Genomic DNA, 18,379 nt, shown 5'->3' on the forward strand with positions numbered 1-18,379 from the left:
GCCTTTCTAGATGGACCAGTTGAGGAAATTTGAGATGAGTTTTAGCCCCAGCGCTTGGCTTTTTTCGGGGTGGAATTGGGTCGCAACCAAATTGTCACGTCCAATAATTGCCGTCAGGGTTTGCCCATAATCAACTGTCGCAATCAAATGCGCCGGGTCAGCTACCTCAAAAAAGTAAGAGTGCACAAAATAGGCGTGCAGGCCATCGTCACCCAGATCAATATCATCAATCAATGGGTGAGGGTTGGTTTGGGTCAGCGTGTTCCAGCCCATATGCGGCACTTTAAGCGTCTCATCATTCGGCTCGATGTGCTTTACAATCCCCGGTATCCAATCAAGACCCTTGGTATATGTCTTTTCTCTACCTTCGCTGGCCAAAAGCTGCATACCAACACATACGCCCAAGAACGGTACCGCATCCAATATGATCCGGCTGTGCAGAGCATCAATCATACCCTCAACGCCTTCAAGGCCAGACATGCAATCAGCAAATGCGCCAACGCCGGGCAATATGATCCGGTCAGCGTCTTTAACGTCTGCCGCGTCATTGGACACAATTACATTGACTTCACGGCCAAGTTCGTTCGCCGCCCGTTGAGTTGCGTTTTGTGCCGATTTTAAGTTGCCAGCGCCATAGTCAACAATCAGAACTTTTTCACTCATTGAACAATTCCAGTTGGACGATCGTTGGACATTAGTGTTGTGGAAGCTTCACTTGTTGAGCCCGTTGCAACCGGTGTGGCCGTTTCGCGAGATTTTTCTGGTGCTTTTGGTTTCAACAAATTTGCAACAAAGCGCCATTCCGCTTCCCGTGCCGAATGGGCGATGGTTTGGCCTTTGAACGCATATCCCTTTCGGCTGAGTGCATAGCCGCGAATTGAAGAGGCTTCAAACCCGATCAGCAACGCCACCAGAAAACCTATCCAGCTCCCAGCGCTTTCACCAGCAAAGAACGCTGCGAAGGCCAGCAAAAAGGCCACCCCAATGAAGGCGACAAGCTCCAGCCACAATCGATGCCATATGCACCATAGTGGCGTTAGAAAACAGGCAAACAGCGAAAAGCGATCTCGAATGACCACAATTTCTTGGGTAATTGGGGATTGCGGTTCATCCTTGGATGAAGGTTTCGCATAAACAGCAAAAAGGCCCATGGCTTGCCTCAATTTTTCAAATTTGGGTCGCGATTAGAGCGTGCCCTTGGTCGATGGAATGCGATCTACGTTACGCGGATCAATTTCTACGGCGTCGCGCAGCGCACGTGCCAGTGCTTTAAAGCAACTTTCAGCAATATGGTGGGCATTGTCGCCATATACGTTCTCAACATGCAGCGTTATGCCTGCATTCATTGCGAATGCCTGAAACCATTCCTGAAACAGTTCGGTGTCAAAATCACCGACCTTGTCGCGCTTAAACTCAACCCGCCACACCAAAAATGGTCGGCCTGAAATATCAATCGCGGCGCGAGACAATGCCTCATCCATCGGTAAATCGCACGATGCATAGCGGCGAATGCCTTTTTTGTCGCCCAGCGCTTCCTTGATCGCTTGGCCCAGCGCAATGCCCACATCTTCGGTGGTGTGGTGTGCATCAATATGCAGGTCGCCTTTGGCGGTGATCTCAATATCGATCATGCCATGGCGTGCCACTTGATCCAGCATATGATCAAGAAAGCCAACATTTGTGTTGATGTTGGATTTTCCTGTACCGTCCAAATTTACAGACACGGAAATGTCTGTTTCATTTGTTTTGCGGGTCAATTCTGCGCGACGCATAGTGAAGGCAACCTTTTACTTGAGTGCGGTTTTAGCCGCCTCGCCTTTAATTTCAGGGCCTTATTAGCATCAGTTCGCGATCACGAAAAGTCGCTATTCGTTTGAAGTGATTGAAATTGGCGAAAGAAGGCCTAAATAGGATGACGCATTGCAGGAGATTATTAAACTATGCAAGAAAATCAACAAGGCTCAGCAGGATGGCGCGGCACAACAATTTTGACGGTTCGTAAGGGCAATAAAGTTGTTGTGGCTGGAGATGGCCAAGTATCCCTGGGGCCGACCGTGATTAAACATGGCGCGCGTAAAGTACGGCGCTTAGCGGGCGGAAACGTCATTACAGGGTTTGCCGGTGCAACCGCAGATGCCTTTACTCTATTTGAACGTCTAGAAGCAAAATTGGAGCAATATCCAGATCAATTGATGCGCGCATGCGTTGAGTTGGCAAAAGATTGGCGTACGGACCGCTATTTGCGCAAGCTTGAAGCCATGATGATCGTCGCGGACAAAAAGGACAGTCTTGTTTTGACTGGCACCGGCGATGTTCTATCACCCGATCAAGGGGTTATGGCGATTGGTTCGGGCGGAAATTTTGCTCTTGCAGCAGCCAGCGCGTTGATGGACACGGATTATGAAGCGGAAGATGTTGCCCGCCGGGCGATGAAGATCGCGGCAAACATTTGTGTTTACACCAATGACCAACTGATCGTGGAAACAATTGATCTAGACGAATGAACCCAAATCTCAGACGCCTAGGTCGCAATGACGCGGCACAATTTCGCCAATTGCGGCTCATCGCCTTCAAAAATCATCCCGAAGCCTTTGGCTCATCTTATGATGAATTTGCCGGACGGCCTTTAGATGACATCGAGCAATGGCTCACCAAATCAATTACATTTGGCGCCTTTGTCGATGGCGAGTTGGTGGCGATTGGCGCCTATTTTCGCGAAGACGGCGAAAAAATGAAACACCGCGCCTATGTCGTTTCGATGTACACCGCACCTGAAGTGAGAGGCCAAGGATTTTCAGGCCAAATCATTGAACTTATGGCCAATTGGGCAATGGGTGATGGCATCATTCAACTCCATTTGGGGGTTGGCGCGAATAATGAAGCGGCAAAGAGTGCCTACAAAAAGGCTGGCTTTGAAACTTATGGCACTGAGCCACGCAGCCTTCTTGTAAATGGTCAATATATAGACGAAGAACTGATGGTGCGCTTTCTTGATAAGGCACCGAAAGGTAAAACAAAATGAGTGAATTGAGTTTTTCTCCAAGAGAAATCGTATCCGAATTAGACCGCTACATTGTCGGTCAAAAAGATGCAAAACGCGCAGTGGCCGTCGCCTTGCGCAATCGCTGGCGCCGTCAGCAGCTCGATAGCGACCTTCGCCAAGAAGTAAGCCCCAAAAATATTCTAATGATCGGGCCAACTGGTGTTGGTAAAACAGAAATTTCGCGCCGTTTGGCCAAATTGGCCCAAGCGCCCTTCGTAAAAGTTGAGGCAACAAAGTTCACTGAGGTTGGCTATGTCGGCCGCGATGTCGAACAGATTGTGCGTGACCTTGTTGAAGCCGGTATCTCCCTTTTGCGCGACAAACGCCGCAAAGAAGTACAAGCCAAGGCCCATCTGCAAGCCGAAGAGCGCGTGCTCGACGCACTTGTTGGTGAAAGCGCTACTGCATCCACGCGAGAAAGCTTTCGCGCAAAATTGCGTGGCAATGAACTCGACGACAAAGATATTGAAGTTGAAGTTGCTGCCCCGCAAGGCAATGGCATGTTTGAAATTCCAGGCATGCCCGGCGCCAATATGGGTATGATCGATCTGTCTGATATGCTTGGGAAAGCCTTCAAGCAAAAAGGCGTCAAACGCACCATCAAAGTCAAAGATAGCTATAAATTGCTGATCGACGAGGAAGCCGACAAGCTCCTAGATCAAGACAAGGTCAATGCAGATGCCATCGACCTTGTTGAGAACCACGGCATTGTTTTCCTTGATGAAATTGATAAAATTTGCGTGCGCGATGGACGCTCAGGCGGTGATGTTTCACGCGAAGGCGTGCAGCGGGACCTATTGCCACTAATTGAGGGCACCACCGTTTCCACGAAATATGGGCCGGTTAAAACCGACCATATCTTGTTTATCGCCTCGGGCGCTTTCCATGTGGCCAAACCTTCAGATCTACTGCCAGAATTGCAGGGTCGCCTGCCGATCCGTGTTGAATTGCGGGCACTAGAGCATGAAGATTTCGTGCGTATCCTGAAGGACATCGACGCAAGCTTGATCAAACAATATGTCGCCTTGATGGGCACAGAAGGTGTGACCCTTGATTTTGCCGACGACGCGATTGACGTCATTGCTGAACTGGCAGTGTCAATCAACGCTAAGATCGAAAATATCGGGGCGCGGCGCTTGCAAACCGTTATGGAAAAACTAGTGGAAGATATTTCGTTCGACGCACCGGACAAAGATGGCGAAACCATCAAAATTGACGGCGAATATGTGCGCAGACAAGTTGGCGTGTTGGCGGACGATACGGATTTGAGCCGGTTTATTCTGTAACAAACCGCCACTAATTTGATGGTCGCACAGCGATGCGGCCATCATTTTGGCCAATCATTCGAGCGCTAAAGCAATTAGCCTGTTGACATATTCTTAGCGAAGCTCTTTTTATGTTTTCTAAATTTGAGGGAAATATAAATGTCAGACTTCCAAGCATCTAATTCAAAATTCATCCACTGCACTGTCTGTGGCGTTGAAATGGCAGCAACTGCGGGTGCATGCCCAAAGTGCGGTGCACCCAATGCACTTATTGAGGCCAATACGTCACAAAAAACCATGGTTGCAGCCGCCCTATTATGCTTCTTTTTAGGCACATTTGGCATCCACCGCTTTTATGTTGGCAAAATCGGCACGGGTATTTTGATGATCTTAACCCTTGGCGGTTTGGGCATTTGGACACTTATTGATTTTGTGATGATCATTGTCGGCTCCTTCAAAGACAAAAACGGATTGCCCCTAAAGCGGTAAATTGACGGATGTCCGACCAAGAGGGCTGGGGTTTTTGCACATATTGCGGCAAGCAGATGGCGTTTTCCGCCAATGCTTGCCCGCATTGTGGCGCGCCAAACTTGTCTCAAACACAACAAGAATATGTTAGCCCTAAAAAATATGGGGTTGCTGTCGCGCTATGTGGTGTTTTTGGCACGGTTGGGCTGCACCATTTCTATCTGGGCAACATTTTGCATGGGATATTTGATCTACTGCTTTTCGGCGCAGCGGCGTATTTCTACATCGTTGGCGCCGTGAACAATGACCCAAATGCAATTATGCTCGCAATCGGCATTTTCTTAATAGATGCAATCCATACATTTGCCGTGTTCATCCAGCTCATTATCGGCAAAGCCCGTGACGGCGATGGATATGTTGTCGCCATCCCAGGATAGACTTCACCGATAAAGTTGATTTGGTTCTACCAAAGCGTATAGCCGCCATCGATCACCAATGCCGCGCCTGTCATATAGCTTGAAGCATCACTGGCGAGGTAAACGGCAAGCGGGCCAAGTTCTTCTGGTTTTCCGGCGCGACCCATTGGGGTGGAATTGGTGATTTGTTCGATCACTTCGGGCTTGGTTTTGTTCCATTCAACATTTGCGTCGGTCATGAAAAGCCCAGGACAAATAGCGTTTACATTGACGCCATGGGGCGCCCAATCAGCCGCGGTGGCTTTGGTGAATTGCACCATAGCCGCTTTTGCCGTTTCATAGGATCGGCCGCCGATGCCGCGGTTCGACACATAAGCATTCATTGACGCGACATTGATGATGCGGCCGCCGTCGCCACGCTTAATCATTTCACGGCCAAGAATTTTTGTACCCAAAAAACAACTGGTTAGATTGAGATCAATCGCATCTTGCCATTGCTCAAGCGTTAAATCCTCAGTTTGGTCGGGGCTGGTGCGCCCTCCAATATTGTTGATGAGGATATGAATAGGGCCGAATTGACCGGCGGCCATCTTTTCGATTGCCGCTTCACAGGTTTTCGGGTCAGCCATATCAGCAGCAACAATATCCACTTTGGTGCCGAACTTGCCCAATTTGTCGCGAGCGGCCTCCAGTGTTTCCATTGTACGGCCAGTGATGATGATATCAGCGCCCGCTTCAGTCAGCGCGGCAGCCATCTGAAAACCCAATCCGCGACTTGCCCCCGTCACCAACGCGCGTTTGCCGGAAAGTTTGAATTGATCAAGTACGTTCATGATGCTGCCCCTTGGTGAACTCATTTATTTATTTGTTGTTTTTCGCCCGCGCCCGCGCACCGCGTTGCTCAACCTCTTGCACCAAAAACACCAAATCTTCTTCTTCCAAACTGGAAATATTTTGCGCCAGTTTGTTGGTCAATTCGGTGGCCTTGGGCGTCAAACCTGCGGTCTCGATATAGATCTTGGGATCTGAAATTTCAGCGAGGCGCTGTAATTCCTCAGCCTCATCCCAAATCACGTTGAAATAGGAAATGATGCGTTGCAGCATAAACCATGTTGGTTTGCCACGATGACCGTGCTCGAGGGCCGATAGGTACGCGCTAGAAACATCCAAATCACTCGCCATCTGTTTAAGCGAAATTTGCCGTTCCTTGCGGATTTTGCGAATTTTTGCGCCAAGTGGGGTCATTTGACCGCCTTTTTCAAGCGGACATATAGCGCGCCCGCGCCGCCGTGATTTTGCGCTGCACTGTCAATACCTGCCACCATATGCATGAGTGTGGGCTCTTTAAGCCAATCTGGCACAAGGTAACGCAAGACACCTTTTTGCTCAAACTCCGCATAGCCCGTGCGCTTCACGCCCTTCCCCGTGATCACCAACACATTGCGTGCACCACGATAAAAGGCGGATGAAATGAAATGCTGAAGTGCCGATCGCGCCTCTGTTTGGCGCATGCCGTGCAGGTCAAGCGTTGCGTCAATTGAAACGCGGCCACGGGCAATTTTGCGCCGTAATTTTTGATCAATCGGCTTGTCAGGCTTTGGCTGAGATAATGTCGAATTAATATGCGGCACATGCCGATTGTTGTCGCCAGGATGGGTTGGAAAAGGCGACCAACTTTTGGCGGTTGGTCGCACTTTTATTTTTAGATTCTTATCAAGTGTTGCTGGCACTTCAGCCGGCTTCACGCGTAGGACATTGTTTTGTTCAGGCCGAAGAGGGCTGACAGATTTTGCGACTTCACTCCAAAGGTGCCAATCAGCAAGGTCTTTTGGCGGTTTTTTGGCGCGAGACATGGTCTAAAAATCCGTTTTCCTTAATCCAGTTGGTTTGTGCTGACCAGTTTCCAGTTTGGATCGCGGGACTTGGTATTGCGAGAAAATGTCCATTCATCAGCAATGTTCACAACAGCTTCTTCATCGCCATCAATCAGCTCGCCGTCACTGTTTCTGGTGGCTGAAACAACTTGCGCGGCATATTCAACTGTCACGACAGCATTTTTGCCGTCTAACTCCGCATTGCTCATTTTCACTTTGGAGAACCCAACAAAGGTGAAATCAATCTTTTCACCGCGTTTTTCGCGCTCTTCAATGGCTGATTCAAAACCTTCATATACTGATTTGTCGAGAATCATTTTCAGCGTCTTGCGATCACCTTGGGCAAACGCGACGACAACCATTTCATAGGCTGAAATAGCGCCGTCCATAAACGACTTTGGTCCGAAATTGGCGTCCGCATCGATAATCTGGTTGAGGCCAGCTGCCAACGCCGCATTATTATCGGCATAGTTTTCAACTTCTGCCTCTAATTTAAGCGCACGTTTATCAGCCTCCAATTTGGCAGGTTTAACCATTGGTGGTTCACGGTTTGGCAGGCTAACGACATTATCTGCGCTATCGTCATTGTCGTCCGTTTTTTCGTCCGGACGCTCAGGCGGCCGCTCAAAACCGTCGCGTGTTCCCAAAACATTTCTAAGCCGCAGTAAAACCACCACCGCTATAACGAGAAAGAACAATGTTGGAATATCAAAAAAGTCGCCCATACTTGCCTCGAATTTGTGCCGCCACGCGGCACTCGTAATCTTTGTCAATCGCCCCTATATATAGAACGAAACATGTCTGTGACTAGCATGCATAACCGGTAAATATGCGTTTTGGTTCACTTTCGCGTGCATTTTTGGAAAGGTTTATCCGTTGGGACGCTATTTATTCGCATTATTTTTGGTTGTGCCGATAATTGAAATCGCAATCTTCGTCGCTATGGGCGGCCTTATCGGCTTCTGGTGGACTATGGGCGGGGTGGTCTTCACAGCCCTATTGGGATCTTATTTACTACGCTTGCAAGGATTTGCTGTTTGGGCTGATGTGCAGGGGAAAATGCGCGTAGGGCAATTTCCTGGCCAATCAATTGTTGACGGCATAATGCTGGCAATCGCTGGTGCATTGCTTCTAACCCCGGGCTTTTTCACCGATGCTGTTGGTTTTGCCCTGTTTGTGCCGCAAGTGCGCTACGCAATCTTTGAATATTTACGCAAACGGGTAAATGTAGTCTCTGCGACAAGCCACACGTCCTACACGTCGAACCCAACCGATCGGCCGGACCAAGATGATGGGGTGATTGATTTGGATGATAACAAGTGGCGTGACGGCCAATAGCCAAGAAATTGACACCCAACTCGTTCATTGCTTGCGGCACCTTTTTAAAGATGCTAGCCAGCTTCTCGAGTTTTTTTAGTGAAAGATAGGCAGATCGATGGCCGACGAAACACCAAACACCGCAACTGACCCAAATGCACCAGCACCTTCATTGCAGATTGTTGGTCAATATATCAAAGACCTAAGCTTTGAAAATCCTAATGCGCCAGCATCTCTGGCCTCTGGCCCAGCCCCACAAATTTCTATCAGCATTAATGTGGGTGCCCAGAAACAAGAAGACGATATTTTTGCAGTGGAATTGACCATCAATGCAAAAGCCGAGCGCGATGAAGCCATCCTGTTCAATGTTGAATTGGTTTATGGCGGATTGTTCAACATCAAGAACTTCCCTGAAAATCAAATCCATCCGTTGGTGATGATTGAATGCCCACGCTTGATTTTCCCATTTGCGCGTCAAATTCTTTCAACAGTTACCCAGAATGGCGGGTTCCCACCGCTTTTGATGGAGCCAGTTGATTTCAGCACAATCTATCGCCAAAATTTGGAAGCCGCAGCGGCCAAAATTAAAGAAGGCGAAGACAAAACTGTAAACTAACAGCCGTCGGCTGTTGGGAGTTTTTGTAGGATCTGTACATACGTTTCAAAAACTAGTTTTGTGCCCAATATTTTTGCCAAATGGGCGTATCAGACATATCAGCGACAAAGTCCTTGTGATTTTGTCGCTGTTTTTCATCCAGCATTTGCGGCAAGGGTTCGGGTCTCATTTGCGCTTTACGTTGAGCGATTTCTACTTCGGTTTGATTTGAGGTTTCCTGAGCCAAGCTAAAAGCAACTTGGCGACCGCCAATCAATTCAAGATAAACCTCGGCCAAGATCTCACTATCAAGCAATGCCCCGTGCAATGTTCGCCGTGAATTATCAATGCCATAGTTACGACATAGGGCGTCTAGGCTTACCCGGGCACCCGGGTGAATTTTCCGCGCCAGAAGTACCGTATCAATCACGTCATTTTCAAGCCGTGGGGCTTTGCACCATTCCAGTTCAGCTTGCAAAAAACCCATATCAAATGGGGCATTGTGAATGATCAGCACAGAATCTTGGATATAGTCGCGAAATTCTTGCTGAACGTCTTTGAACAATGGCTTATCGGACAAAAACTCTTCCGAAAGTCCGTGAACTTTAAACGCCCCCTCGGGCATATCGCGTTCAGGATTGCAATATTTGTGGAAATTGTTCCCCGTGGGAATATGGTTGATCAACTCAACACACCCGATTTCGACCAACCGGTCGCCGCCCGCCGGGCTAAGGCCTGTGGTTTCAGTATCAAGAACAATTTCGCGTTTGGCCATTGATCAATTTGCCTTTTGGGGAATGTGCGTCCAGTTTAACGATTGTTGATGGCGCGACAAGTTTGGATAATTTCATCCACAATCTGTTGGGTCTGCTCTTGGGCAATCCCCGTGTCGATGGCAAAATCCGCACGCTTTTTTTTCTCGGCCTGGCTCATTTGACGAGCCTTGATCGCTTCGAACTTCTCTTCTGTCATGCCAGAACGCGCAAGAGCGCGTTGTTTTTGAATATCATCGTCGCAATAGGTCACCGCGATCTTATCAAGGGGATAGGCTTTGCCAGTTTCAAACAGCAATGGAATTTCTAAAATGATCAGGTCTTCACCCGTACTTTCTTGGGCGTCGATAAATTCATGCATTTTTTGATGAACAAGCGGGTGTACAAGAGCTTCAAGCCGCGCCAACTGCTCTTTATCCGCTAGCACATGGCCTGAAAGCACTTTTCGATCAATTTTCCCGTCGATCACCGCATCGGGAAACAACGCACCGACTGGTTCTACGGCTTCATTTTCATAAAGTTCGTGCACCGCATGGTCAGCGTCGTAAATTGGGACATCGCGCCGGGCGAACATTTGGGCCACCGTGGATTTGCCCGTGGCCATGGATCCGGTTAGTCCAAGCTTGATCATGGTGCAATTCCCAGCATTTTGTCGCGCAATTGAGACCCAACAGTTGGACGGACCCCGAACCAACGTTCAAATCCCGGCACGGCTTGATGTAGGAGCATGCCAAGACCGTCAATTGTTTTCAGCCCGGCTTTTTGCGCGTCTACCAACAAGGGCGTGCGTAGGGGCGTGTAAACAATGTCGGTCACAATGGCATGTTGGGGCAATAGATTGACCTGGAGGCCTTCAAACCGGCTGTTATTCATCCCCACTGCGCTTGTATTCACCAATAAGTCGGCATTTGGCGCATGTCTGTCGAATTCTGCCAAGGTTCCGGCCTGAAAAACGTCTGTGTTCAGCGGTGTGTTTAGTTCGTCGCACAAGTCTTTAGCACGCGCAAATGTGCGGTTGAGCACCACGATATTCTGGTAGTCTCTTTCTTGAAGGCCCACCAAAATTGCGCGCGCGGCACCGCCAGCACCCAACACAATCGCCAATTGGGATTGCGCATCCCACTTAGCAAATTGCTGATCCAAATTGGCCAAAAATCCATATTTATCAGTGTTGTCGCCAAATAGCTCACCGTCTTGGACCCAAAGTGTATTAACAGCGCCGATTGTTTTTGCGGTTTCACTGACTTGGTCACAGAAATGAATGACGTTCTCTTTATGGGGAACAGTGACATTGCCGCCAATAAATTCGCCCGCTTTTAACCGGCCTGCAAAGTCACCTAAAGCAGCAGGTTCAACATCTAATGCGACATACGTGCCGTCCAATTTGTGCTCTGTGAGCCAATGGCCATGCAAAATTGGCGATTTTGAGTGGTTGATGGGATGACCAATAACAATGGCTTTTTTCATTCAGATGGCTTTCAGTTCTCTAAGCGCCGTCAATAATGGCAATAGGGGTAAACCTAAAACGGTAAAATAGTCGCCTTCTATTTTCTTAAAGAGACGAATGGAAGGCCCTTCCAACCTATAGCCGCCAACCGCATGCAGCAATTTATCGCCTTCCAAGGCGATGATTTGTTCAAGCTCTGTTGGGCTAAAATCATGCATCTCAAGCCGGGCAAAGCTTTGATATTGCCACACAATCCCACTGTCTTTGGCTATTGAAATTGCCGAGCACAGATCATGACTTTTGCCCCGCATGGACATGAGCTGCACCCTCAAGGCGTCGAAATTTTCAGGTTTATGCAAATAGGTACCGTCAAAACTCAAAGTTTGGTCGGAACCAATGACGATGTCTTGTGGATAGGCTTTGGCGATATCAAGCGCTTTTGCGTCCGCCAATAAAGAGGTGAGTCCTTGTTGATCAAATGCGCTTGAAGCGGCGGCGGCCTCGATCTCCCGTTCATCGATTCGGGCTGGAACGCACTTAAAATCGAGCCCAGAGTTGGTCAATAATTGTGATCTTATGGGCGACTTGGATGCCAAAACAATCATGATTTCAAATACTTAGATGATTGAACATTTGTTTTCCACATTCTTATCCACCAGGGCAGACCAACTTATGCCCAACCGGCATCAAAATTGGAATTGGTTGGTTTTGTACCCGTTGTAAAAATTCTCATCCACAGGTTGTGACTTGTTCATAAGCGTCTTGGGAAAACCACGCAAATGTGGACAATTATTTTTATTAAAATTTGTCCCATCCTATCCCCTTCTTATCCATAGGTTTTCCACAAATAGAGATTTGTTTACGCTTTGGTAACCATAGGTCTTAAGAGTTTGTTCACCTTTAAAATTGCGATACGCCAATTGCAATGTACAGCCGGAGCGCATTTGCCACATGTGAACAAGACTTGTGGAGTTAAAAGAATTCCTGCAATACACAGATAAGAAGAAGAAGAAGAAAAATAGAATAAGAATCTTTTGGGAATTAAGGTGGATTGATCGTGGTAGAACGAACGGGTCGTAAGTTACTGGATTGTGTCAGAGGTTTTGTTGATGAAGTACCACCTTTGTGGATTATGCGCCAAGCCGGACGGTATTTGCCAGAATACAAAGAAGTGCGTGCATCAACGAAAGGCTTTCTTGATCTTTGTTACACCCCAAAAAAGGCAATAGAGGTGACATTACAACCCCTTCGTCGTTTTGATCTTGATGCTGCGATTATCTTTTCAGATATTTTGGTGATCCCAGATGCGCTTGGGCAAGATGTAAGATTTGAAGTGGGTGAAGGACCTATTTTAACAGAAATCGAAACCGCCCAAGATCTAGCAAAACTTGACGTGTCAAAAGTGTTGGATCACTTAGCGCCTGTTTTGGAAACTGTACGTGGCGTACGCGCTGGTATTGATGATGATAAGACATTAATTGGATTTTGCGGTGCACCTTGGACCGTTGCCACCTATATGTTGGGCGGTCGTGGGTCTCCTGATCAGGCAAAGGCAAGATTATTCGCCTTAGCGCAGCCTGAATTGTTCGCGCAATTGATGGATATTTTGGTTGAGGCAAGTGCTGAATATTTGTTGGCCCAATTTGATGCTGGCGCAGATGTGGTTCAGATTTTTGAAAGCTGGGCGCTCAATCTTGACGAAGTGAACTTTAAAAACTTTGTGGTTGATCCCACCGTTCGCCTTGTCGAAAAAGTGCGCGCCCAACGCCCAGATGCACCAATCATCGGCTTTCCGCGGGGCGCCGCTGCAATGATCCCGGGATATATTGAAGCGACAGGGGTAAATGCGGTGGGGTTGGATTATGCGATGCCGCTTTCTTTCGCAAGGGATCATATCTCGCCCTTGGCGACGGTCCAAGGAAACCTTGATCCTTTGCGGTTGGTGAGTGGTGGCAAGCAGATGCTTGATCGTGCAGATCAAATATTGAATGCCTTTGAGGGGCGGCCGCATATTTTCAATTTGGGGCATGGTATTGTGCCGCAAACCCCGATTGATAATGTTGAAGCGCTAGTGAACCATGTGAAGGGGCATTAGGGAATGGAATGGGTAAAAGCATTACATGTGATATCTATCATCGCTTGGATGGCAGGTTTACTCTATTTGCCACGACTTTTTGTTTATCATTGTGACGCGCCGCATGGGTCTGATAAATCTGACACTTTTATTATCATGGAACGGCGTCTTCTTAAGGCGATTATGACACCTGCTATGATCAGTTCATGGGTCTTTGGTCTGTGGCTGGCGTATGGGTTCCAAATGGTTGCTGTTGACGATATTTGGGCTTGGGTGAAGGGTTTTGGTGTTATTGGTTTAACGGGGATTCACTTTCATCTGGCGAAATATCAGCGTGAATTTTCTCAAGGAAAAAACACTAAATCGTCACGATTTTTTCGCATGATAAATGAGGTTCCAACATTGTTGATGATCGTCATTGTCATCATGGTGATTGTTAAGCCGTTTTAGTACAAAAACTGGTTTCTTTTGGAATTTATTCTTGCAAAGGTCACTGGTTTGGGATATACACCGCCAACTCTAACGAAACATACGGTCTTTTGGAATAATCGACCTCGGTTTACGTCTCCCCACCCTTTTATTGTTGTCTGCCAGCGCTAGGATACGTCCTTTATGCAGAATATGAAGCTCAGTGAGCTCAAGGCTAAAAATCCAGCCGAATTGTTAGCTTTTGCCGAAGAAGTTCAAGTCGAAAGTCCCAGTACCTTACGTAAACAGGAATTGATGTTTGCGATCCTGAAGGAACTGGCGGCAAACGACGTTGATATTACCGGCGAAGGGGTGGTTGAGATTCTTCCTGACGGTTTCGGTTTCTTGCGCAGTCCAGACGCGAACTATCTGCCTGGTCCTGACGATATTTATGTAAGCCCGTCGCAAATTCGAAAATTTTCGTTGCGAACCGGGGACACAGTGGAAGGCCAGATCAGGTCACCAAAAGACGGCGAACGCTATTTTGCGTTGCTCAAAGTCAATTCCGTCAATTTTGAAGATCCGGATCGCGCCCGTCACAAAATCAACTTTGACAATCTAACACCTCTTTATCCTGACGAACGCTTCAATATGGAAGTACAGGACCCTAAACTTAAAGATAGAAGCGGTCGTATCATCGATCTTGTTGCGCCGCTTGGTAAGGGGCAACGTGCGCTGATTGTTGCGCCGCCTCGAACTGGTAAGACCGTATTGTTGCAGAATATTGCACAATCAATCGGCATTAATCACCCAGAATGCTATCTTATTGTGTTGCTAATAGATGAACGTCCTGAAGAAGTAACAGACATGCAGCGCTCGGTGCGCGGTGAAGTTATTTCGTCAACATTTGACGAACCAGCTAGCCGTCACGTGCAAGTCGCTGAAATGGTTATCGAAAAAGCCAAACGTTTGGTCGAGCATAAACGTGACGTTGTCATCCTGCTCGATTCAATTACCCGTTTGGGTCGTGCTTATAACACTGTGGTGCCATCATCTGGCAAAGTCTTGACCGGTGGTGTTGATGCGAACGCACTGCAGCGCCCAAAACGTTTCTTTGGTGCGGCGCGCAATATTGAGGACGGCGGTTCCCTAACCATCATCTCAACAGCCCTTATTGATACGGGAAGCCGTATGGATGAGGTGATCTTTGAAGAATTTAAGGGTACGGGTAACTCGGAAATTGTTCTGGATCGAAAAGTTACTGACAAACGCGTGTTCCCAGGTATTGATGTAACGAAATCTGGTACGCGTAAAGAAGAACTGCTTGTCGCCCCAGAAGTGTTGAAGAAAATGTACGTTCTACGCCGTATTCTTAACCCGATGGGCACCGTGGATGCGATTGAGTTCTTGATCGACAAGCTCAAGCAAACAAAGTCAAATTCTGACTTCTTTGATTCTATGAACACATAACTGCAGGCGATGAGCGTGGGACAGCAGCTTGACACAATTGTGGCACTGTCTTCAGGTCAATTGCCTTCTGGCGTGGCTGTACTTCGCGCGTCTGGCACACTCGCGGCCAAATTGTTGGAACTATTTGGCATTGACGTGCCGAATGCCCGATTTGCCAAATTTTCAAAACTTCTTTCGCCCATCGACAAAACCGTTGTTGATGAGGGGTTGATCCTTTATTTTCCTGCACCATACAGCTTTAGCGGTGAAGATCTCGTGGAACTCCAGCTACATGGTAGCCGCGCTGTTGTTCAATTTGTACTTGATCAAGCTACAAATCTGCCGAGTATTCGGTTGGCTGAGCCCGGCGAATTCACGAGGCGCGCTTTTGAAAATGGCAAGCTGGATCTAACAGCGGTAGAGGGAATTTCAGACCTCATCGAAGCGCAGACCGAGAGCCAACGAGCGATGGCCGTCAGCCGTATGCGGGGCAACCTCAACGAGGTTCTGGTGGGATGGCGTGGCCAAATTACAAAATTACGTGCAGGTATTGAAGCAAATTTGGATTTCTCCGACGAGGATGATGTTCCGTTTGAGTTGCCCTCCTATTTTTTTGAAGATATTCAGCGACTTCGGACAGAAATAGGTGAAAAACTAAGCCGATTTGATCAAGGACGCATGGTGCGTGATGGCGTTCGTGTAGCGCTTGTTGGCCTGCCAAATGTCGGAAAATCTTCATTGTTGAATGCGCTGGCGCGGTCTGACGTCGCAATTGTGACAGAGATACCGGGCACAACGCGTGACGTTGTTTCTGTTGATGTTAATCTGGAAGGAATTCTATTTTCATTTTTTGATACAGCGGGGGTTCGTGAAACCGAAGATGTTGTTGAGAGATTGGGAATTGAGCGGTCTAGGCAGTCAGCCCAAAATGCAGACATTGTGATTGGCCTTACAGACGATGGGAGCTTGCCTGACGGGTTTGACTTGGACTTTATCGTTGCTACAAAGTCTGACTCACGTGAAACACTGTCGACTGATGTTGATGTATCGTGCGAGGTCACGGTCGTGGAAGAGAATGGGCTAACGACCTTCATTGAACTGTTGGTTGGTACAGTCGTTCAGCAAGATGACTCACGTGAAACATTACTTATTTCACATATGCGAGACAAGAATGCACTTGTTGAAGCCAATGAAAGTCTAGATCGCGCCTCGAAAATGCTGTATGCACCTGAACTTCTCGCTGAAGAACTTCGTGGGGCATCATTTGCACTCTCGCGTCTGATTGGCGATGTGGGTACTGAGGATGTCTTGGACGAGTTATTTTCAGGATTTTGCATCGGCAAATGATTCACGTGAAACATTGGGCATTGTGGAAAGACTATGTTGGACAAATTTGACGTCATCATTGTTGGGGGAGGTCATGCCGGCTGCGAGGCAGCCGCAGCCTCGGCGCGTCTTGGCGTCAAAACGGCCTTGATCACCCACAAGTTTACAAAAATCGGTGAAATGTCATGCAATCCCGCGATCGGAGGGTTAGGCAAGGGTCACTTGGTGCGGGAAATTGATGCCCTTGATGGGCTAATGGGCCGTGTGGCTGATCAAGCCTGCATTCAATATAGATTACTCAATCGCCGTAAGGGTCCAGCGGTACGCGGGCCACGCATGCAGGCTGACCGGAAACTGTACCGCAACGCCATGCAGTCAGCCATCTCTGAATATGAAGATTTGACTGTCATTGAGGGTGAAGTTGATGATTTAGTCGTTGAAAATCAGCAAATTACGGGTGTTCAGCTAACTGATGGGCGCACGGTTGATGCCTCACAGGTTGTATTGACAACGGGAACATTCCTACGCGGTCTCATTCACTTGGGCGAACAGCAAATCCCTGCAGGTCGGATGGGTGAAAAGCCGGTTTTGGGTCTATCAAATCGACTTGAGGCGCTTGGCCTAAAGCTAGGTCGCCTAAAAACGGGCACACCTCCACGTCTGGACAAAAAATCAATCAATTGGGATGAGCTAGAAGTTCAGCATGGTGACGAAGATCTTGAGCCGCTATCTGCCTTGACGGACAAAATCACTGTGCGTCAGGTACCTTGTTACATTACCCGCACCCATGCCGGCACCCACAAGATCATTGAAGAGAATTTATCGAAGTCTGCAATGTACTCTGGACGGATTGAGAGCAAAGGCCCGCGATATTGTCCATCAATCGAAGACAAAATTGTTCGATTTGCCGATAAGGATTCCCATCAAATCTTTTTGGAACCTGAAGGACTTGATGACGACAATATTTACCCCAACGGCATTTCGACGAGTTTGCCAGAGGACGTGCAGTTGCAAATTGTTCATTCGCTGCCAGGCTGTCAAAATGCGGTGATCAATCAACCGGGTTATGCGATCGAATATGACTATATTGATCCACGTGAGTTGGACAACACTTTGCAACTCCTAAAGTTGCAAGGTTTGGCACTTGCTGGTCAGATTAACGGGACAACTGGGTATGAAGAGGCGGGCGCGCAGGGCTTGATGGCTGGCGCGAACGCTGCGCTGAGGGTGCTTGGCAGGGAACCATTCGTGCTATCGAGAACGAAGAGCTATATCGCTGTAATGATTGATGATTTGATCACACGCGGCGTCACTGAGCCTTATCGCATGTTTACGTCCAGAGCGGAGTTTAGGCTGCACTTGCGTTCTGACAATGCCGATCAACGATTAACAGACGCTGGTGAGGAAATCGGCCTGATTGGCCAAGAGCGTAAGGTTCATTACGCAAACCGCAAACAGAAGCTGACCGAAGCGCGGGGATTGTTTGACACCCTGTCATTGACGCCGACTGAGGCAAAGAAATTGGGCATAAAGATCAATGCTGACGGCGTGCGCCGATCAGCATTTCAAATTTTATCATACCCCGAGGTTGAGCTTTCAACTTTGGCAAAAATTTGGCCAGAGCTCGACAAGATCGACAAGGACATATCGGAGCAAGTGACGGTCGATGCGCAATATGCGGTTTATTTGGATCGCCAGAAAGCCGATGTTGAGTTGGTGAGACGAGATGAGAACCGCCGCATACCGGCCGACTTAGATTACGACGTGCTTGATGGCCTGTCATCCGAAATGTGCCAGAAGTTAAAGACACATAGCCCGCAGACCATAGTTCACGCACAACGGATTGAGGGCATGACACCAGCTGCGATCTTGCTAATCTTGTCCGCGTTAAAACGTGACGATTACGTGAAGAAAGCAAGCTGAG

Annotated in this window: 23 protein-coding genes; 12 read left to right on the plus strand and 11 right to left on the minus strand. The window is 48.1% G+C overall.

Going from position 1 to position 18,379, the window contains the following annotated elements:
* Window positions 1-6: 6 nt before the first annotated feature.
* The 3 genes from hisH to hisB are packed head-to-tail and all read right to left on the minus strand — an operon-like array spanning window position 7 to window position 1,772.
* The gene (gene hisH / locus AC2D8L_RS11755) at window positions 7-663 is read right to left on the minus strand and encodes an imidazole glycerol phosphate synthase subunit HisH (RefSeq protein ID WP_484685668.1); all 657 of its coding nucleotides are present in this window, start codon (window positions 661-663) and stop codon (window positions 7-9) included.
* A complete protein-coding gene (locus AC2D8L_RS11760; RefSeq protein ID WP_484685669.1) occupies window positions 660-1,151 on the minus strand; it encodes a DUF2628 domain-containing protein in 492 nt (163 codons plus the stop codon). Before AC2D8L_RS11760 ends, hisH begins: the two co-directional genes overlap by 4 nt.
* A gap of 33 nt (window positions 1,152-1,184) precedes the next feature.
* Window positions 1,185-1,772 (minus strand): imidazoleglycerol-phosphate dehydratase HisB, encoded by a 588-nt coding sequence (gene hisB / locus AC2D8L_RS11765; protein WP_484685670.1) that lies wholly within the window; start codon window positions 1,770-1,772, stop codon window positions 1,185-1,187.
* A gap of 168 nt (window positions 1,773-1,940) precedes the next feature.
* On the opposite strand from hisB, the gene hslV reads away from it, so the two are divergent.
* From hslV to AC2D8L_RS11790, 5 genes are all read left to right on the plus strand, one after another.
* Window positions 1,941-2,504 carry an ATP-dependent protease subunit HslV gene (gene hslV, locus AC2D8L_RS11770; protein ID WP_484685671.1) on the plus strand — a complete coding sequence of 188 codons (564 nt, stop codon included), beginning with the start codon at window positions 1,941-1,943 and terminating at the stop codon, window positions 2,502-2,504.
* Complete coding sequence (locus AC2D8L_RS11775) at window positions 2,501-3,022, plus strand: GNAT family N-acetyltransferase (RefSeq protein WP_484685672.1); 522 nt, start codon at window positions 2,501-2,503, stop codon at window positions 3,020-3,022. Before hslV ends, AC2D8L_RS11775 begins: the two co-directional genes overlap by 4 nt.
* The gene (hslU, locus tag AC2D8L_RS11780) at window positions 3,019-4,329 is read left to right on the plus strand and encodes an ATP-dependent protease ATPase subunit HslU (protein WP_484685673.1); all 1,311 of its coding nucleotides are present in this window, start codon (window positions 3,019-3,021) and stop codon (window positions 4,327-4,329) included. Before AC2D8L_RS11775 ends, hslU begins: the two co-directional genes overlap by 4 nt.
* A 138-nt stretch (window positions 4,330-4,467) precedes the next feature.
* Window positions 4,468-4,797 (plus strand): TM2 domain-containing protein, encoded by a 330-nt coding sequence (locus tag AC2D8L_RS11785; protein ID WP_484685674.1) that lies wholly within the window; start codon window positions 4,468-4,470, stop codon window positions 4,795-4,797.
* Window positions 4,798-4,805: 8 nt separating this feature from the next.
* Window positions 4,806-5,213: a TM2 domain-containing protein gene (locus tag AC2D8L_RS11790; protein ID WP_484685675.1), complete on the plus strand. Its 408-nt coding sequence runs from the start codon at window positions 4,806-4,808 to the stop codon at window positions 5,211-5,213.
* Window positions 5,214-5,239: 26 nt separating this feature from the next.
* Here AC2D8L_RS11790 and AC2D8L_RS11795 read toward each other — a convergent pair whose 3' ends face one another.
* The 4 genes from AC2D8L_RS11795 to AC2D8L_RS11810 are packed head-to-tail and all read right to left on the minus strand — an operon-like array spanning window position 5,240 to window position 7,791.
* On the minus strand, window positions 5,240-6,025 hold the full coding sequence (locus AC2D8L_RS11795; protein WP_484685676.1) for an SDR family NAD(P)-dependent oxidoreductase: 786 nt from the start codon (window positions 6,023-6,025) through the stop codon (window positions 5,240-5,242).
* A gap of 28 nt (window positions 6,026-6,053) precedes the next feature.
* Entirely contained in the window at window positions 6,054-6,437 is a 384-nt protein-coding gene (locus AC2D8L_RS11800; RefSeq protein WP_484685677.1) for a helix-turn-helix domain-containing protein, read from the minus strand.
* Window positions 6,434-7,045: a Smr/MutS family protein gene (locus AC2D8L_RS11805; RefSeq protein WP_484685678.1), complete on the minus strand. Its 612-nt coding sequence runs from the start codon at window positions 7,043-7,045 to the stop codon at window positions 6,434-6,436. The genes AC2D8L_RS11800 and AC2D8L_RS11805 overlap by 4 nt, the downstream gene beginning before the upstream one ends.
* A 20-nt stretch (window positions 7,046-7,065) precedes the next feature.
* Window positions 7,066-7,791, minus strand: coding sequence for a Tim44/TimA family putative adaptor protein (locus tag AC2D8L_RS11810; RefSeq protein WP_484685679.1), 726 nt, complete (start codon window positions 7,789-7,791; stop codon window positions 7,066-7,068).
* A 151-nt stretch (window positions 7,792-7,942) separates the two neighbouring features.
* Between AC2D8L_RS11810 and AC2D8L_RS11815 the strand changes: the two genes are divergently transcribed.
* Window positions 7,943-8,404: an FxsA family protein gene (locus tag AC2D8L_RS11815; RefSeq protein WP_484685680.1), complete on the plus strand. Its 462-nt coding sequence runs from the start codon at window positions 7,943-7,945 to the stop codon at window positions 8,402-8,404.
* A gap of 97 nt (window positions 8,405-8,501) precedes the next feature.
* Window positions 8,502-8,999: a protein-export chaperone SecB gene (gene secB, locus AC2D8L_RS11820; protein ID WP_484685681.1), complete on the plus strand. Its 498-nt coding sequence runs from the start codon at window positions 8,502-8,504 to the stop codon at window positions 8,997-8,999.
* A gap of 52 nt (window positions 9,000-9,051) precedes the next feature.
* Here the strand turns inward: secB and dnaQ are convergent, their stop codons facing one another.
* From dnaQ to AC2D8L_RS11840, 4 genes are read right to left on the minus strand one after another with little or no spacing between them, the layout of a single operon-like run.
* Complete coding sequence (gene dnaQ, locus AC2D8L_RS11825; RefSeq protein WP_484685682.1) at window positions 9,052-9,753, minus strand: DNA polymerase III subunit epsilon; 702 nt, start codon at window positions 9,751-9,753, stop codon at window positions 9,052-9,054.
* Window positions 9,754-9,788: 35 nt separating this feature from the next.
* Entirely contained in the window at window positions 9,789-10,382 is a 594-nt protein-coding gene (gene coaE / locus AC2D8L_RS11830) for a dephospho-CoA kinase (protein WP_484685683.1), read from the minus strand.
* A complete protein-coding gene (locus AC2D8L_RS11835) occupies window positions 10,379-11,218 on the minus strand; it encodes a shikimate dehydrogenase (RefSeq protein ID WP_484685684.1) in 840 nt (279 codons plus the stop codon). Before AC2D8L_RS11835 ends, coaE begins: the two co-directional genes overlap by 4 nt.
* Window positions 11,219-11,803, minus strand: a complete 585-nt coding sequence (locus AC2D8L_RS11840) for a Maf family protein (RefSeq protein WP_484685685.1) — start codon at window positions 11,801-11,803, stop codon at window positions 11,219-11,221. It lies immediately after the preceding gene.
* Between the two features lie 452 nt (window positions 11,804-12,255).
* Between AC2D8L_RS11840 and hemE the strand changes: the two genes are divergently transcribed.
* From hemE to mnmG, 5 genes are all read left to right on the plus strand, one after another.
* On the plus strand, window positions 12,256-13,293 hold the full coding sequence (hemE, locus tag AC2D8L_RS11845) for a uroporphyrinogen decarboxylase (protein WP_484685686.1): 1,038 nt from the start codon (window positions 12,256-12,258) through the stop codon (window positions 13,291-13,293).
* 3 nt (window positions 13,294-13,296) lie between these two features.
* Window positions 13,297-13,722, plus strand: coding sequence for a protoporphyrinogen oxidase HemJ (gene hemJ, locus AC2D8L_RS11850; RefSeq protein ID WP_484685687.1), 426 nt, complete (start codon window positions 13,297-13,299; stop codon window positions 13,720-13,722).
* A 162-nt stretch (window positions 13,723-13,884) separates the two neighbouring features.
* Entirely contained in the window at window positions 13,885-15,150 is a 1,266-nt protein-coding gene (gene rho / locus AC2D8L_RS11855; protein WP_484685688.1) for a transcription termination factor Rho, read from the plus strand.
* A gap of 15 nt (window positions 15,151-15,165) precedes the next feature.
* Window positions 15,166-16,476 (plus strand): tRNA uridine-5-carboxymethylaminomethyl(34) synthesis GTPase MnmE, encoded by a 1,311-nt coding sequence (gene mnmE / locus AC2D8L_RS11860; RefSeq protein WP_484685689.1) that lies wholly within the window; start codon window positions 15,166-15,168, stop codon window positions 16,474-16,476.
* A 33-nt stretch (window positions 16,477-16,509) separates the two neighbouring features.
* Window positions 16,510-18,378: a tRNA uridine-5-carboxymethylaminomethyl(34) synthesis enzyme MnmG gene (gene mnmG / locus AC2D8L_RS11865; protein WP_484685690.1), complete on the plus strand. Its 1,869-nt coding sequence runs from the start codon at window positions 16,510-16,512 to the stop codon at window positions 18,376-18,378.
* Window position 18,379: the final 1 nt, after the last annotated feature.

This window comes from Maritalea sp. YIW29 (genome assembly GCF_057219265.1).

Bases quoted from the DNA above. Each gene is read 5' to 3' on its own strand.
- hisH (WP_484685668.1), bottom strand. From the start codon at position 663: ATGAGTGAAAAAGTTCTGATTGTTGACTATGGCGCTGGCAACTTAAAA.
- AC2D8L_RS11760 (WP_484685669.1), bottom strand. From the start codon at position 1,151: ATGGGCCTTTTTGCTGTTTATGCGAAACCTTCATCCAAGGATGAACCG.
- hisB (WP_484685670.1), bottom strand. From the start codon at position 1,772: ATGCGTCGCGCAGAATTGACCCGCAAAACAAATGAAACAGACATTTCC.
- hslV (WP_484685671.1), top strand. From the start codon at position 1,941: ATGCAAGAAAATCAACAAGGCTCAGCAGGATGGCGCGGCACAACAATT.
- AC2D8L_RS11775 (WP_484685672.1), top strand. From the start codon at position 2,501: ATGAACCCAAATCTCAGACGCCTAGGTCGCAATGACGCGGCACAATTT.
- hslU (WP_484685673.1), top strand. From the start codon at position 3,019: ATGAGTGAATTGAGTTTTTCTCCAAGAGAAATCGTATCCGAATTAGAC.
- AC2D8L_RS11785 (WP_484685674.1), top strand. From the start codon at position 4,468: ATGTCAGACTTCCAAGCATCTAATTCAAAATTCATCCACTGCACTGTC.
- AC2D8L_RS11790 (WP_484685675.1), top strand. From the start codon at position 4,806: ATGTCCGACCAAGAGGGCTGGGGTTTTTGCACATATTGCGGCAAGCAG.
- AC2D8L_RS11795 (WP_484685676.1), bottom strand. From the start codon at position 6,025: ATGAACGTACTTGATCAATTCAAACTTTCCGGCAAACGCGCGTTGGTG.
- AC2D8L_RS11800 (WP_484685677.1), bottom strand. From the start codon at position 6,437: ATGACCCCACTTGGCGCAAAAATTCGCAAAATCCGCAAGGAACGGCAA.
- AC2D8L_RS11805 (WP_484685678.1), bottom strand. From the start codon at position 7,045: ATGTCTCGCGCCAAAAAACCGCCAAAAGACCTTGCTGATTGGCACCTT.
- AC2D8L_RS11810 (WP_484685679.1), bottom strand. From the start codon at position 7,791: ATGGGCGACTTTTTTGATATTCCAACATTGTTCTTTCTCGTTATAGCG.
- secB (WP_484685681.1), top strand. From the start codon at position 8,502: ATGGCCGACGAAACACCAAACACCGCAACTGACCCAAATGCACCAGCA.
- dnaQ (WP_484685682.1), bottom strand. From the start codon at position 9,753: ATGGCCAAACGCGAAATTGTTCTTGATACTGAAACCACAGGCCTTAGC.
- coaE (WP_484685683.1), bottom strand. From the start codon at position 10,382: ATGATCAAGCTTGGACTAACCGGATCCATGGCCACGGGCAAATCCACG.
- AC2D8L_RS11835 (WP_484685684.1), bottom strand. From the start codon at position 11,218: ATGAAAAAAGCCATTGTTATTGGTCATCCCATCAACCACTCAAAATCG.
- AC2D8L_RS11840 (WP_484685685.1), bottom strand. From the start codon at position 11,803: ATGATTGTTTTGGCATCCAAGTCGCCCATAAGATCACAATTATTGACC.
- hemJ (WP_484685687.1), top strand. From the start codon at position 13,297: ATGGAATGGGTAAAAGCATTACATGTGATATCTATCATCGCTTGGATG.
- rho (WP_484685688.1), top strand. From the start codon at position 13,885: ATGCAGAATATGAAGCTCAGTGAGCTCAAGGCTAAAAATCCAGCCGAA.
- mnmG (WP_484685690.1), top strand. From the start codon at position 16,510: ATGTTGGACAAATTTGACGTCATCATTGTTGGGGGAGGTCATGCCGGC.